Annotated in this window: 11 protein-coding genes; 4 read left to right on the top strand and 7 right to left on the bottom strand. The window is 59.4% G+C overall.

The genetic code is table 11. The features are described from left to right. Window positions 1-2 precede the first annotated feature (2 nt). The 3 genes from EDC38_RS06575 to EDC38_RS06565 all read left to right on the top strand — a co-directional run bounded on the left by EDC38_RS06575 (window position 3) and on the right by EDC38_RS06565 (window position 2,199). Window positions 3-377 carry a cytochrome b5 domain-containing protein gene (locus tag EDC38_RS06575; protein ID WP_123637814.1) on the top strand — a complete coding sequence of 125 codons (375 nt, stop codon included), beginning with the start codon at window positions 3-5 and terminating at the stop codon, window positions 375-377. Between the two features lie 124 nt (window positions 378-501). Next, complete coding sequence (locus EDC38_RS06570) at window positions 502-1,827, top strand: sensor domain-containing diguanylate cyclase (protein ID WP_123637813.1); 1,326 nt, start codon at window positions 502-504, stop codon at window positions 1,825-1,827. Between the two features lie 3 nt (window positions 1,828-1,830). Then, window positions 1,831-2,199 (top strand): DUF6164 family protein, encoded by a 369-nt coding sequence (locus EDC38_RS06565; RefSeq protein WP_123637812.1) that lies wholly within the window; start codon window positions 1,831-1,833, stop codon window positions 2,197-2,199. Window positions 2,200-2,243: 44 nt separating this feature from the next. On the opposite strand, the gene EDC38_RS06560 is transcribed toward EDC38_RS06565, so the two are convergent. Together EDC38_RS06560 and EDC38_RS06555 are read right to left on the bottom strand one after the other, a co-directional pair. After that, entirely contained in the window at window positions 2,244-3,047 is an 804-nt protein-coding gene (locus EDC38_RS06560; protein WP_123637811.1) for a general secretion pathway protein GspB, read from the bottom strand. Then, window positions 3,047-4,765, bottom strand: coding sequence for an ExeA family protein (locus tag EDC38_RS06555; RefSeq protein ID WP_123637810.1), 1,719 nt, complete (start codon window positions 4,763-4,765; stop codon window positions 3,047-3,049). Before EDC38_RS06555 ends, EDC38_RS06560 begins: the two co-directional genes overlap by 1 nt. A gap of 273 nt (window positions 4,766-5,038) precedes the next feature. Here EDC38_RS06555 and EDC38_RS06550 point away from each other — a divergent pair, with 273 nt between their 5' ends. Then, complete coding sequence (locus EDC38_RS06550) at window positions 5,039-7,156, top strand: methyl-accepting chemotaxis protein (protein WP_123637809.1); 2,118 nt, start codon at window positions 5,039-5,041, stop codon at window positions 7,154-7,156. A gap of 90 nt (window positions 7,157-7,246) precedes the next feature. On the opposite strand, the gene EDC38_RS06545 is transcribed toward EDC38_RS06550, so the two are convergent. The 5 genes from EDC38_RS06545 to EDC38_RS06525 form a co-directional block, all read right to left on the bottom strand. Continuing rightward, window positions 7,247-7,459 carry a YgaP family membrane protein gene (locus tag EDC38_RS06545; RefSeq protein WP_123637808.1) on the bottom strand — a complete coding sequence of 71 codons (213 nt, stop codon included), beginning with the start codon at window positions 7,457-7,459 and terminating at the stop codon, window positions 7,247-7,249. A 39-nt stretch (window positions 7,460-7,498) separates the two neighbouring features. Continuing rightward, entirely contained in the window at window positions 7,499-8,791 is a 1,293-nt protein-coding gene (locus tag EDC38_RS06540) for a hypothetical protein (protein WP_123637807.1), read from the bottom strand. Window positions 8,792-8,804: 13 nt separating this feature from the next. After that, window positions 8,805-9,602 carry an outer membrane lipoprotein-sorting protein gene (locus EDC38_RS06535; protein ID WP_123637806.1) on the bottom strand — a complete coding sequence of 266 codons (798 nt, stop codon included), beginning with the start codon at window positions 9,600-9,602 and terminating at the stop codon, window positions 8,805-8,807. A 20-nt stretch (window positions 9,603-9,622) separates the two neighbouring features. Beyond that, on the bottom strand, window positions 9,623-12,142 hold the full coding sequence (locus tag EDC38_RS06530) for an efflux RND transporter permease subunit (protein ID WP_123637805.1): 2,520 nt from the start codon (window positions 12,140-12,142) through the stop codon (window positions 9,623-9,625). 316 nt (window positions 12,143-12,458) lie between these two features. Next, window positions 12,459-15,641, bottom strand: a complete 3,183-nt coding sequence (locus EDC38_RS06525) for a PAS domain-containing protein (protein WP_123637804.1) — start codon at window positions 15,639-15,641, stop codon at window positions 12,459-12,461. Window positions 15,642-15,644: the final 3 nt, after the last annotated feature.

The following is a 15,644-nucleotide window of genomic DNA, read 5'->3' as shown; positions in this document are numbered from 1 at the left end:
CCATGAAAAAAACCGCCTTTGCGGCGTTTGTCGCATTCTGGTCTTCGGTCGTGACGTTGCTGGTGACCTGGACGCTGGTGCCGGCGGTAACGCTGGCCGAAGAGGAGCCGACCTTTACCCTGGAGGAGGTCGCCAGGCACGACCGGCTGGAGGACTGCTGGATGGCGATCCGGGGTGAGGTGTATGACCTGACCGACTACCTGCCACACCACCCGGCGCCACCGGCGGTGATTCTGCCCTGGTGCGGGCGCGAAGCCACCGAGGGCATGACCACCAAAGGCTATGGTCGGGACCACAGCCCTGCCGCCTGGGGTCAGCTTGAACGCTACCGGATCGGGGTTCTTGAGTCGGCCGCGGATACCTCAACCGGTCAGTGACCGGACGGGACGTCGCTCGTGCTTGCCACGGCTTTCGGGGCTTGCGAAGATAGCGCTAATTGAGGGATGGTTTGAGCGACAACAGCGCCCTCCCGGCAGAGATTGAGGTAACCAGAGGCATGGTGTGTCCCAGGTAAATGCAAGCGAGCAGCTCAACCGGCTGAAGGCCATCATCGAGGGTACCCGAGCTGGCACCTGGGAGTGGAATGCCCACACCGGTGAGCAACGGATCAACGAACGCTGGGCGGAGATGCTCGGTTACAGCTCCCGGGAGCTGGAGCCCATCAGTATCGCCATCTGGCACCGTCTCTGTCATCCCGACGACCTGGCCCGTTCCAACGAAGCCTTCCAGCGCCACTTCGATGGTGAAACCCCCTACTACGAATGCATTGTGCGACTCCGACACAAGGAGGGGCACTGGGTCTGGATTCACGACCGGGGTCGGCTGATGTCCCGCACGGCGGAGGGCGATCCGGAGTGGGTGGTGGGTACCCACATCGACATCAGTCAGCAGCACATCAATGCCCAATTACTCAACAAGTTGGCCGAGACCATCCCCGGGGTCATCTATATTTTCCGGATGTACGCCGATGGACGGGTGGAGTTTCCCTACGTCAGTGAGGGGGTACGGGAATTTTACGGTCGGGAGCCCGATGCTATTTTGCAGGACGCTTCGCTGGTGTTTGAACTGGTGCATCCGGAGGACGCGCAGCGTCTCCAGCAATCCATTCTGGAAAGCTACCGGGCCTTGGGGCAATGGACCTGCGAATACCGGGTGGTGCTGAATGGCCGGGAAATCTGGCTGGAGGGCATTGCCACCCCGGAGCGAGAGTGGCTGGATCAGGAGGTGGTGACCTGGTATGGCATGGTGGTGGACATCAGTCATCGCAAGGCGCTCGAAGCCCGGCTGCTGGAGTTGTCGGTCACCGATGAGTTGACCGGCCTGTATAACCGGCGCTTTCTGTTGCAGCGATTGGCGGAGTTACTGGACGATTATCGACGTCATGAAGTGGTGTTTTCTCTGGTACAGGTGGACCTGGACTGGTTCAAGTCCATCAACGATACCTATGGGCACCTGATGGGCGATGAGGTGCTCAAAGCTTTCGCTGCCACGCTCAAAAACCGGCTGCGCAAAGGGGATATCGCCGGGCGCTCGGGCGGGGAAGAATTCCTGATTCTGTTGCCCCACACGGACACCTGTGAAGCGCTGGAGCTGATTGACGATATACGGGCGGTATTTGCCGGAACCGAATTTTTCAACGACGAACTGCAGACATTCAAGGCGAGTTTCAGCGCGGGTATTACCCAGGTGCAAGCCGAGGATGAACGTTTTGATCAGTTGCTGTCACGGGCGGACAAGGCACTCTATAAAGCCAAGGATGCAGGGCGTAATCGCGTCCACATAGAACCGGATCGCCACTGTTCCAAAGGGGGGAAGCGCACGCGCTGAACAATGGGTCAATTACTGTTTAAACTGAATCAGGTGCCTGACGACGAGGCACAGGAGGTTCGTCAGCTTCTGGCGGATCACGACTTTGCCACCTATGAAACCCACGCCGGTTTTTGGGGGTTGGGGGTGTCCGCGATCTGGCTGACCCACCCGGAGCAGCTGCCCGAAGCCAAGGCCCTGCTGGCGGACTATCAGGCTCGCCGCCTGGATCAGCAGCGGGCGCTGAGAGAGGAGCGGGAGGCCGCCGGGGAGCAACCAACGCTCTGGCAGCGAGCGGCCGCCGCCCCCCTGCGATTTACCGCTCTGGTCATTGCCATCGGGGTCATCCTGACCCTGTCCATCCTGCCTTTCGTGGCGCTGATCGGTCAGTAGGCTGCGGCGCCACTGGATTGTCCTGCCTCTGTTTTTTGTTCTGGCTACATATTGATCCAGCTATTGAGTGCCTGCAATTTGAAGGACTGGCCTTTGAATGTCAGCACCACCCCGTCTTCTTCAATTCGCTCGATGCGCAGGTCCGGCGCTATCCGGTCACCGGCGCGATACTCGCGCTGATTGATGGTCACGGTACTGCCTTGCCCGTCCCGGTATTGGTGGGATTGATAATTCAACGACGGAATGTCCTGTTGCAGGCTCCAGGACAGGTCCCGAATCCCCGGAACAGCCGGCCTCGGTGTGGCGGCCGGTTGTGGCTCTGGTTCGGCTTCCTGGCGAGATGAAGACGGCTCCGCCGGTGTGTCACTGAGCGTGACACTGGCGCTGTCGCGCGGCGGAGCGAGGCGCTCGGTGGCCGCCTCCGATGGGGTCACCTCGGGGCGGGTCGGTTCTGGCGCCTGGGCTCGGCGGTACAGCGAGGCAATGGACTCGTCCGACGGCTCGGGACGAGCGGGGGCCTGGTAGAGACGTTCAACTCCCGGGCGTCGGGGCTCGGTCGCGGCGACGCTCGCCTCCGCTGTACTTTCAGGAACAGGGGCACTTGCCGTTGCTTCCACTGGGGAAATGGGGTCAGGCGGCTCAGCGCTTCTGAATAGCCAGTACGCCAGCAGTCCGGCGGCGGCCAATCCCGCAATGGCCACAGAGAGCCCCCATTTGTGCCAGGCTCCCGCTCGCCGGACCGCGGCGGGCGTTGCCAGCGCGGAGGCTGGGGGCAGCGCTTGCGCCGGTGTTTCGTCCCGGCGCCGCTCCCGGTCGGCCCGTTGCAGGGCGTCCAGAATCATCGACATCAGGGCGCCTCCGCAATGGGCAGTAATCCCGGGTCCAGCCCCAGTCGTCGTGCCAGTTGGTTCAGGGTGTTTTCCCCGAACAGCCCGTCCGGGGTCAGCCCCTCGGCGCGCTGAAAAATCTCTACCCGTGCCTGCAGGGGCTGGTTATAGCGATCCCGGCTCAGGGGCTCCGCTTCACTGTCCAGTTCGGCAAACTGCTCGGCCAGCCAGCGGACTGCGGGACCTCGTTCGCCGGGGCTGAGGCCACCGTCAAAACCGGCGGGGCGGAACCAGAAATGGTGAAACTCACCGGTCCAGAGTTGCGCGACATCGGCCCAGTCAACCGTCTGCGGACGACCTTCCAGCCAGGTCAATGCCTGTTGGTCATTGAGACCCAACAGCGGGATGTAAGCGAGTTTGCGCTCCGGGGTGATCAGGGTCAGCACACCGGGGCGGTCCAGTTCGATCAACTCGTTCCAGGTGGTGAGCATACGTCGTCCACAGGCATGGCCCGGCTCGGGGCTCTCGGTGCAGGGGCTGCCGGTGGTGGGCACACTCAGACTGAAGTGGTCGGCCAGGTGGCGAAGGGCATCATCCAGTTTTCGGGGCCAGGGCCGCTCCGGTAGCGCCGGGGGATCTGTGTTCGGCATCGCCTCGGAATCGGTGTCGACCGATCCGGTCGCGTCCGGGGCGGTTATGTTTGTGGGCGGCACTTCCGATGCAACGGACGGTGAGGCGGCACTGAGTTTCGGGACGGTCGGTTCCGGCTCCGGTGTCGCTTGCCAGGGCAGCTCGTTGCCGAGGCCGCCAAACAGCAGCGCGCCCAATGTGATACCCGCAAACCCCGCGATGGCACTGGCCAACCACGCTGGCCGTGCCCGCTTTGGTGTCGGCGCTGCTGTTGTACTGGGTCGGTCCGAGGCGGGCTCCCCGGTGATTTCCCGCCGAGCCTGGCGAAACAGCTCCCGGTCGATGACGTTGCGGTTCTGCCCGTAGGCGCCCAGCAACATGCGCTCGCAAATGATATTGATCAGGCGGGGAATGCCGCCGCTGAAGCGGTGCACTTCCGTCTGAATGTCCTCGGGAATCAGGGTGCTGCCGCTGGCCAGGCCCGCCACCTGCAGGCGGTGCTGAATGTAAGCGGCGGTTTCTTCCCGGCTCAGTGGGTTCAGGTGGAAGCGCGCGGTGATGCGTTGAGCGAGCTGGCGCAGGGAGGGCTGAGCGAGCAGATCACACAGTTCCGGCTGGCCCACCAGAATGATGTTGAGCAGTTTCTCGGTGTGGGTTTCCAGGTTGGTCAACAGCCGGATCTGCTCCAGCGCCTCGGCACTGAGAGACTGGGCCTCGTCGATCAGCAGTACGGTTTTACGCCCGCGCCCATGGTTGTCCAGCAGCCGATCATAGAGCGCATCGGTCAGGGTTTTGACGCTGGTGTCGTCGTCCGAGATATAGCGGGCTCCGAGCTCATCGCAGATGGTGCTCAGTAACTCGGGCACGGAGGCCATGGGGTTCAGAATCAGGGCGATGTCGGTGTCGCTCGGAAGCTGTTCCAGAAGGCAGCGGATGATGGTGGTTTTGCCGGTGCCCACTTCGCCGGTCAGTTGCACAAAACCGCCGCCGCGCAGGCCAAACAACAGGTGCGCGAGGGCCTCCCGGTGCTGCTGACTCATATAGAGGTAGCGCGGGTTGACGGCGATGGCGAAGGCCGGCTCCTGAAGGCCGAAAAACGGGTGGTACATGGCGATCCTTGGTCCCGGTGTCAGACCGCCAGAATAGCCGGAAACTCGGGTCGGTTAAAGCCTCCTCTCCGGCTCGGTCTGACTCGGGCGTGACAATTCTCTGCATCACAAAGGTGCGCCGAAGGGGGCGCTGACGCAAGCTTTGCACCGAATTGGTGCAACTTGAAAAGTTTGGCGCCTTATTCGCCGTCTTTCGATTGGCCTGTTTCCTGCTACGGCTTGGGGTATCAACCCGAAAATTGGAATGACTCAATGAGTTTAAGAAGTACTCGTATGAATCTCTCCGGCGCTGAACGGCGCTGGCTGAACTGGTTTGGCGCTACCGGCAAAGTGCGCATGGGCTGGTCCTGCTGGCTCAACCGCAATCGCTATGCACTGATGGAGCAGGCTTTTGAGAGCGTCGCCCAGACGCGAATCACCATTCTCAATCAGTGGGTGGACGGTCAGTGGGAGCAGATGGTTTCCCTGGCGGCCAGCGTAGAGCAGGATCCAGCCCGCTGGGATACGTTATTGCCACAGCAGCTTCAGCGCTGGGTGGATGCATCGGAGCTGTTTGTCGTGGACGACACCGGCAAAGTGCTGGCCTCCAGCTATCGCGCCAGAGTCGGTGCACGTGACCTGGATGCCCGGGCCCTGGAGGAGGGATTGAAAGGGGCGTTTCTGCATGGGCCCTATGTGGATCGGGCCACGTTGGATATTGGTCCCTCTTCGTCGCGCTTTCACGACGAGGTGACCCTGATGTTTTACCAGCCCGTGGAACTGGCGGACGGAGCGATTGGCTGTGTCTGTGCCCGGGTTCCCAATGACGTACTCGGCGATCTGATTCAACGGGAAGCGGGGCATATTTTCACCGAGTCCGGTGACAATTATCTGTTTATGGTGGAGCCGGGTTTTGATCGGCGCATCGTTGCGGGGACGGCCCTGTCACGGTCCCGCTTTGAGGACAGCACTTTCTCCCATGGCGAAAATCTCAAAAGCGGTATTCACACCGATTGGGGCGTGGTGGGGGTCAAGCGGCACACCGAATTCGAGATCCGCTTTACCGACCCGGCCACCGGCCAGTTGCATCCCGGCGTACGCGAAACCATCCGCAACGGCGAGAACCTGTTTGTCACCTATCCGGGCTATTCGGATTACCGCCACATTCCGGTAATCGGTAAAGGGGTAACCTTTACTCTTAAAGGTTCCAAAGACCGCTGGGGCATGATGTGCGAGGGTGACCTGGAGGAGGTGTATCGCTTTCGTTCCATAACCTATCGGTTCATGGGGTTACTGCTGTTGCCTCTGCTACTGGTGTTCGGCGGCAATATGGCACTGCACGCCTGGAGCGACTGGCCCTTGTGGACCATCAACCTCGCGACCGCTGGAGCATTGGCCGTGGGCGCCTGGAGTTTTCTGGCCCGAGGCCCTAGGCGTCTTGCCCGGCGCCTGGGGAAAATGACGGAAATCATTCACGCCTTGGGGGAGGGAGGCGGCAACCTCAAACAGCGCCTGGACACCCGCAAACTGGTGGCCGATGAAACCGGCGATCTGGGGCGTTGGACCAACAGCTTTATCGACAATCTGGATGGCATTATCGGCTCGGTGATCCGCTCAGCCAACGAGGTCAAGCAGAACAGTGAGCAGATGCTTCAGCGCAATGACAGCGCCAATGCCACCATGACTCAGGTGACCGCCGCTATGGAGCAGATGCTGAGCCTGTTGGAAGAGCAGATCGGCGAAATCAGCAACGCCTCCGGCACCGCCACCGAAATGAAACAGGTCATGGAAACCGTGGTGCGAGAGGCCCGGGCCCAGTTTGAGTCTGCCAGTTCCGGTACCCAGGCGATTCGCAATGCCGTGGAGAACTCCGCCCGAACCATCCACCAGTTGAACGAACGGACGCGGGAAATCGGAGGCATGGTTTCTCTGATCAGCAATATCACCAGTCAGACCAACCTGTTGGCGCTGAACGCGGCCATTGAAGCGGCTCGGGCCGGTGAACACGGCCGAGGCTTTTCCGTGGTGGCCGATGAGGTGCGGGGCCTGGCGGCGCGCACCGCCGATGCGGCCAAAGAGATTGAACATCAGATTGCCACCATTCAGGAAGAGGCGGCGCAAGCGGCCACCTTCATGGAAAGCAGCGTGGCGGATGTCGATCGGGGGCTGCAACTGGCCAGCGATGCGTCGTCCGACAATTCCGAACTGCACGGGATTGTCGAGCGGATGTTTGAGATCATCCGCCACATTGAAGCCCACAGCCAGGAGCACGGGCAGCAGACCCGCGAGGTGGTGGGGGCCAGCAATGACATGCGGCAGGTGATCCGGGCTCTACACAGCAGCTCGGATCGACTGCGCAGCACGGCGTCGAATCTGCATCATCTGACCAGTGCGTTTCAGGTGAGCGGGTAAAGTGGGGTTACGGCGGATGCGACGGGTTGGGTTATGGCGGATAAGCGAAGCGCATCCGCCATAACCCAAACCAGCGGTTCGCCGAAATGTCTATAACCTCGCCAGTTCCGCCTCGGTCTTCAACCCAAACACCTTACGCATAAACGACGCCGCCGGACAGAATCCGGTAAAAGACTGCTGAAACAGATTGGCGCCCACAAAGACCGTCAGCCAGACAAAACCGGGGTGAGCCCAGTAGGTCAGAGCAACGGACAGCAGGATCATAAAACCGGCGAAAGCGGTGACAGCACGTTCAAGACTCATGGTAATTTCCTCGTTTGCTTGCGTTGTTAAAGCCGTTGATTAAAACGCGTATCGAATGCGTGCATACGCGTTGTTGTTGTCTTCGAATTGCCCGAAGAAACTGTGGGTTTCCTCTCCGAAGAATAGGTTAAAACCGGTACTCAGGCTCAGATTGTCGTCAAAGCGATAATCGAACCGCGGACGCACATGGCCATCCTCATCGCTGGGGGAGTAGAACGCGAACAGGGACAGGGTCATCGTGTCCCGGGCATCCCGCCAGGTCAGTCGGGTGGTGACCAGAGTGCGGTTCTGCTCCGCCTCCCATTCGGGATTCGGGCTGTTAAGCACCAACTCGTCATGGTCCTGGGTGTGCTCGAGGTACAGTTGCAGGCTGCCGGTCAGACGGGTCAACAGTTCTTTCTCGTAGCCAACCAGGGCGCGCCACTGACTGTTGGGTGTTCGCGGGTCCGTGCCGCTCGGGTCGTCGAGACTGTCGTGGTGCGACACCTCGGCATTGAACAGTCCCGGGCCCAGGGGCAGGCGAACCGAGCCGCCCAAGGCGCGCAGGCGCGAGAAGGTGGGCTGACCATCCGAACTCAAAGCCGTGGGGCTCTTGTGGAAACCGTCGTAGCCATACAGGGCCCACTCGGTGGAACCGATGTTGCGATAAACGCGCAGGGCGAGTTCATCGTCATCCGGCGTGTCGGCCACAAAGGCCTGGGCTTCGCCGATGATCTGGTCCTCCATGGGATTGAATACCGACAGGCGTTCGCCGCGCGGGTAGACATCGGGTTCGAACTCCGGTGTCCAGGCCAGCTCGATATTGGCGCGGTCAAAGTAGCCGGACAGACGCAGCGCATCCTGAGGCGCCTTGAGGTATTCATCGTCCCGACCGATAAAAAATGCCTGCCAGTCTTTGGCAAACAGATCATTCAGAAACACATAATCCCCGCTGCCCCAGGTCATCACCTGACGGCCCAGCTTCGCATCCAGGTGATCGCCGATGCCGTTACTGACGGTCAGCTCGCGTGCCTGGGCGTCCCATTCGCCGAGCACCTCGTCATAGACCAGGTCACCCTTGACGGTGTACTGAAACCGGCTCGTCGAGCCGTCGGTTTCCAACCGGGCCCGGGCTTCGCCCAGACTCAGCCGGTCGTGATGGGGACTGCGGTCCAGGCGCGAACCCGCGCCCAGCTCGATAAAGCCATAGAGCGGGAACGCCGGGCCGGCCTCTTCTTCCCAGTCGCCGGTTTCCCAGTCATCCCAACCGTCGTCGGTCTGTGCCAGCAACGGACCGCTCAAGAGCAAGGGGCTGACCAGCAGTGACCTGATCGCAAGCGACGTCCAACGCATGAATGAGGCTCCTTCAGTTCAACCAGTCAGTGGGCGGGTTGCGCAGGCTGCGCTCGGAGAAAATGTTCTCCGGAATGCCCAGGTCGTAGCGCACGTTGCGGAACTGCATTTCGGTCTCACCGCCGGTGTCCAGATCGCGCATGATCGAGTGCACCACCGTCGGATAGCCTTCGATGGTTTCAATCTTTTTCACTTCCATCTGGCGATACACCTCGCCCCGGTCGTTGTAGTAGTCGGTGCCCACCGGCAGCAGAGTCTCCCGATCGATGGTGACTTCGTAGTGGCTGAACTCGACCTCGCTCGGGTTCTTGGCGGTGCCGCGCAGGCGGTAGTGTTCGTCGGTGGTTTCCAGCAGCTCGTAGTCATCCAGGTCGGTGGACCGGCCGGATACATCTTCATAGAAAAAATGCGAGCCCACAAAGGAAGTGCGCTTGTCGCCCGCCGAGATGCGCTTGACCAGGTCCAGCCCGGGCAGGTACAGCCAGCGGTCATCGTCCGTTTCAGCGCGTTTGATCACCCGGAATACGGTGTTCCGCACATCCGCCGGGCGGGAGAAGAACACCATCATGTCCTGAGTTTGATCATCGTCCCGGGTATTGCGCAGGATGGTGAACTGGCGGACCTGCCGCCGACCCTGGTTGTCGGTAATGAGCATGCGCGCTTCGCTGCGACCGTCGTCACCGGAGTAAAACGCGACGCGCTCGGCTTTGCGCACAATCTCCCGCGGGTCGGCCAAGGCCTCTTCGGCTTGGGCGCCGATGGCGAACAGCGTCAGGGCCGCGGTTGCCAATACAGTTTTGACGTTCATCATCAGGTTCTCCATTCAATCGGTTAGGATGCGCGAAACAACCAGCGTTGCAGCAGGGTCATGACCGTGGGCAACAGGATCAGGGTCACCAGGGCGGACAGCGCCATGATGGTGGCCAGGAAAAAGCCCACGGTGATGTAGGGCACCAGCGGTGCCACCAGCAGCGGGGTAAAGCCCACGGCAATCACAATGGCGTTGCGGGTAATGGCCCGGCCCGGCTCCAGGAACATGAGCTGCATGGTCTTCGACCAGTCGCCGGTTTCGCGGAAATAGGCCCGGGTGCGCTCCACAAAATGAATCGCGAAGTCGATGGACAGCCCCAGGGTCAGCGCCGAGAGCACGGCTATGGGCATGTCGTAATCCTTGCCCACCCAGCCGATCAGGCCGTAGATCCCGGTGATGGTCAGGGTGAGGGGCAGCATGGCGACAATGCCGAAGGCCACGGAGCGGAACAGCAGCATCATGATGATCAGTACGATCACAAAGGCGCTGATCAGACTGCCTACCATGCCCTCGACCATTTCCGCCTGCCAGACCACATTGAGGTAGGATTTGCCGGCCCACTCGAGGTTAAGACCTTCGGGCAATGGGTTGTCCTGCAAGTACTGGTCTACTGACTCCACCACTGCGGTCATATCCTGGTTGTCACCGCTGGTCAGTTGCAGCCACACCAGGGATTCGCGGTAATCCGGCGTGACGAAGTGCCATAGATCCTGGGGACGGTGGGAGGACTGATATTGCAGCAGCGTCTGGGCCACGGCATCGGCGGAGTCGGGCAAGCGATAATCCTCCGCTTCGCCGGAGCGCAGCTCGCGGTTCACGGTTTTCACCACGTCGGCCAGACTGTTGCTCTTGCCCACCAGGCCGGTGCTGGCCAGGTGTTGCTCGAGCTGCTGGATATATTCCAGATTCTCCGGCTGCAAAAACGCCTGGCTCTGGCTGTCGAGTTGTTCGAGTTGGTTCATCAGTGCTTCGAGGGCGTCGGCATCTTCACCGCCCACCTCGAACAGACGATCGTCCAAGGCCAGAATCAGGTCGGACAGAGACTCGGGGCTGTCCAGTGTCTGGTCCTTCAACCATGTGCGGGTCGCTTCGCTCAGTGACTCGTTGGTGCTTGCATCGGTCAGCGCGGACTGGGCCTTGTCGACCGCGTCACTGCTGGACTGCAACACCATAAAGGCATCGTAGGTACCCGCGAAGTGATCGTTCAGCACCCGGTCGGCAATGCGCAGCTCGTGGTCGGACTTGAACCAGCGAACCGGATTGTCGTTGATCTGGATCTGGGTGATCCCCCACACCGACACCGCAAAGAGGGCAACAAAGCCGACCGTCCAGAGTTTGGCGTGGGAACGGGCCAGTTTGCCCAGGGGCGGCAGTACACGGGCCACCAGGGAGCGATCTTCGGCCGGCAATTTATCCACCATGCGATCCAGGGTGGCGGGGTTCAGACTCACCAGATAGGCCGGAATGAAAATGATGGTGGAAAGAAAGGCCAGCATGATGCCCAGGCCCACAAAAAAGCCGAAAATCTGCACCGGCGGAATGGGGGTCAGCATCAATGACAGGAAACCGATAGATGAAGTGACCGAGGTGAACAGCATCGGCGTGAACAGATGGCCCATCACTTCGGTAACGACCTGGCGCACACTGCTGCCCTTGCGGTAGCGGTCGGCAAACTCGGACATGATGTGCACCGAATCCACCACGGCGATGGGCATCAGGAAAATGGCGATCATGGAAGACATGATATGAACGGTAAAACCGGCCCCGATCAAGGCGCCCATGGTGATCAATACCGTGCTCACGGAGACGATCATCGGTGCCACAATAAAAGGGATGTTGCGGAAAAACACCCACAACAGGATGAAGATCACCAGGCCTGCCAAGGGGGCGGAAATGCCCATCTGAACAAACATTTCATAGCCGAAGCGGTCCTCGGCGATGGGCAGGCCGGTGATGTGCCAATCGTCCCCGGCCTCAAAGCCATCAATGTGGGACTGCAGCTCCCGACCAATCGCGTAGCTCTGGTTCTTGTCTTCAATCGGCACGTAGATGGCGGCCGCCTTGCCGTCCTCTGACACCAGGGTGTTGAACAACAGCGGCAGGTCTTCCACGTTCTCGCGGATGGTCCGGGCCTGTGCCTGAGTGTCCGGTGGCTCGCGCATCATCCACTCAAAACGCAGAGTGCCCGCGCCTTCCTGGGTAATGTTGTCGACATTCGACAGGGACATCAGATCCGGGGCAATTACCCCGTCCAGCCCTTCGGCAAACTCACTCAGGCTGTGCAGGTTGGCCAGGGTTTGCGGGTTGTACACGGATTGCTCGTTCACCACGCCCACCACAATGGTGTCGTGCATATCGAAGCGCTCCTTCACTTCGTTGTGAAATACCCGGGCGGGGTTGTCCGCCGGTAGCATGTTCTCCGGGTCCGTGTCGATCTGAATCAGCGGCAGCAGGGCGCTGAACGCCAGGGTCAAAAGGCCCAGCCCCCAAAATACCGCCTTGCGGTGGTTAAGCGCCAGATTTAGCAAGCGTCGGGCCATCAATGAATCTCCAGTAGCGAGCAATAGCAATAATGTTGAGAGTTATCTAAATTAGCAATATCTAATAAATATACTAAAGCTTGAAAGGGTTGTCACGGGGATATCGATTGATTCTATAAATTAGAAATATCTAAATTATTATTTTTTAATGAAAAAACGGTGAGTGTCACGCAGGAAGTACCTGCGAGCCAATGGCATGGGGCCCAAAAGACCCGGAGAGGTGTTCGAGGTAGGTCGGTCAGGTAGGGTGGATAAGCGGTGAAGCCGCGTCATCCACCAAGGCGACCTGGCGGTATGATGGCACTGAAGGGCTGGGTCAGTCGTTCAATCGAGGTAGGGTGATAAAGAATTCGCTACCCCTCTGAGGTCCATCCCGATAGCCGACTTCGCCACCCAGTTGGCGGCTGATCTCGCGGGTGATTGCCAACCCCAGCCCGGTACCGGGCAGCTTCCGTCGGTCGCTACCATCGGCCTGAGAGAACCGCTTGAACAATTCGCTGCGAAAGTCTGGCGCAATACCGGGACCCGAGTCCCGCACGCGAATTTCAACGGCGTCCGCTTGCGGTGCTACCGAAATTTCCACGGCACCCCCCTCGGGAGAAAATTTGATCGCATTAGAGATCAGGTTGTTCAGTGCCTGCATCAGGCGCGTGCCATCGACGTTGACTTGTACCTCTGGCCAGCTATCTGGCGCTACCAATTGAACGTCGTGCTGTGCTCCGTAGCTGGTCATCGAGTCGATGGCTTCATCCAGGAGTGGGCCGACAGTCTGCTGCTCGAAATTCATCGGCATTTTCCCTGCGACGAGTTTCTCCATATCCAGTAGGTCATTGATCAGTGAGGACAAACGGTCTGCGTTCCGTTGAGCGGTATGAAGCATCTTTGCGGCTCTATCTGACATCGAGCCCAAAGCGCCTCCGGCCAGCAGGCCAAGAGACCCCTTGATCGACGTCAGGGGAGTGCGAAGTTCATGGCTGACCGTGGCGATGAATTGATCCTTCATTCGCTCCAGTCGGCGCCGTTCGCTGATGTCTTCGATCAAGGACCAGATTACAGGCCGTCCGTCCGGATCCTGGCTGAGCATGCCCTGCAGTTTTACCGGGTAGCGACTACCATCCTTGCGGATGTACTCCTTCTCGAGAGGGCCATACCGTCCCAGGGTTTTCAGATCGCTCAGTGCCCTCTGTTCTTCCTCAGCGTATTCCTCGGGGGTGATCTGCCAGTAACTCAACTGAATAAATTCTTCGCGGGTGTAGCCGGTGGGTTTGATCAGCGCATCGTTCAGATCAATGAAGAGACCGGTTTTGTAGTCGTTTAACGCCATGCCGATGGGGGCGAACTCAAACAGGCTGCGGAACCGGGTTTCATTTCGCTCAAGTGCCTGTCGCGCCAGCTCTTGATCGTGAATATCGTGCAGGTAGCCGTGCCAAAGGGTGCTGCCGTCACTTAGACGCTCTGGGCGTGCCTGTCCCGCGATCCATCGATAACTGTTGTCTCGCGTTTTCACCCGATAGGTTCCCTGCCAGGTCTTGAGGGAGCGGTTCGAGTCTTCTATGGATCGGCTAATAGCCTCCAGATCGTCGGGGTGAATTGCGTCAAATACTCGGCTGGCATCTCTGGCGGCCTGGTCCGGTCTGATACCATAAAGGCTTTCGATCTGATGAGAGCTGAACGGAAAGGTCGATCTGCCATCCGGGAAAAGCCGGTACTGATATACCATGCCGGGCAGTTGGGCCAGTAGTTTGTTCAATCGCTCATTCCCGGTATCGCTTTCCAACAAGTCTGAAACCCAGCGCGTGAGCAGTCGGATGAACAAACGGTCGGTCTCGTCAAAACCCTCCCCTCGTCGGATGGACGACGAAAAGTTCAGTGTGCCGAAGGGTTCACCTTCGATCGTCAAGGTAACGCCTATGTAAGAGCCCAGAGGCAGGCTCTGATAGCACGGGTGCTCGGCGTATGGGCTGTTCGGGGCATCCGAAAGAAACAGTTCCGTCTCTCCTCCGGAAAAGAGCAGTTGACACCAGGTGGCGCCCAGGCTGAAGGTCTGTCCCGGCCTAATGCCGGCGTTCGGCTCGGCATCGACCCAGCGAGCGGTGTACACGTCACTCTCGATTTGGCTGATGATGGCCAACTCCATGCCGAGAAACTGTCTCGCCCTGGCGAGCGCATAACACAGTTTGTCGTTGACCGTCTCTCGCGTATTGAAAGCGATATCGTTCAGAAGCACCAATACTTCGTGGTGTTTGTTCAATTGAGCGAGCGATTCTTTTTCGCGGGAAATGTCGACAATCAGCCCTTCAAGAACTCTGTTTTCTGACCTGCTTCCTGCGACCGCACGTCCGCGCTCCTCTACATGGTGAATGCCTCCGGTGCGATGGCGTATGCGGTACTCGAGGTGCCAGTCCTCGTCGTTATCGACCGCGCTTTGGATGGTTTGGGCAACCCGCTCAACATCGTCGGGGTGGATCAGTGTGGCGAGATTGATTTCGGTGTTGTTGATCAGCTCCTCGGCCTTGTAGCCGCTGAGGGTTTGGACCTGATCGTTGACGTAAAGTACAGTCGAGGGGGTGTCGTGTCGGCACCGGTAGGTAACCCCTGGCATGTTGGCGATCAGGGAGGAGAACTCTTCGAGACTCTCTTCGATGGTCTGTTGGGCTTTAATGTCCCGGCTGATGTCGGCATGAGTGCCATACATCAGCAGAGGTTCCCCCTCGGCCGTCCATTCGAAGACCTGCCCCCTGTCGTGCACCCATACCCAATGCCCTTGCTTATGACGCATTCGTGCCTTGCAGTCATACTGTCTCGTCTCGCCACGGAAGTGGGCGTTCAGTAGCGCTTCGGACTGGGCTAGATCGTCCGGATGCGCAAGACTCATCCAGGTGTCGATCGATATTGGCGCCAACTCGGCCAATGTATAGCCGACGATTTCTGCCCAGCGTTCATTGAAAACCGTTTCGCCCGTTTGTACATTCCATTCCCAAGTGCCCACATCGGTGCCTTCAATAACCAGGCGGGCTTGTCGCTCGCTGTCTACCAGCGCTGACTCCAGTTCCAGGCGAGAAGCGCTGATGGGGGCTTCGCTCCGCATCAGGTTTTCACTGAGAGACACGAGGTCCTTCAGTTGGTTGTATTGATTCGCATCAATTGACCGGGGGCGAGTATCGAGCAGGCATAAAGTCCCAATCGGGTGATCATCGGAATCTCGGAGCGCGGCACCCGCGACGAAACGGACAAAGGGTTCACCGGACACCCACAGCGAATTTTTGAACCGCGGATCGACTGATGCGTCTTCGACAACGAGCGGGTCAGAGGTGCCAAGCAGGTGCTCCAGGATCCGGTCATCTTCTGCTATGCCGGAAAGGGCTTGTCCGTCACTGCATACCAGCCGTTGTCGATCATTATCCGCCAGCGAAATCAATGCAATCGGCATGTCGAGGAGCTGTCTCGCCATGCGGTTGATCCGCTCGAGGTCAAGCAGGTGGGTGCTGGATGTGCTCATAGA

The sequence above is a fragment of the Marinimicrobium koreense genome (assembly GCF_003762925.1).
Classification (GTDB): domain Bacteria; phylum Pseudomonadota; class Gammaproteobacteria; order Pseudomonadales; family Cellvibrionaceae; genus Marinimicrobium; species Marinimicrobium koreense.
The sequence above is the reverse complement of the archived record's forward strand: the minus strand, read 5'-3'. Positions and strand labels throughout refer to the sequence as shown.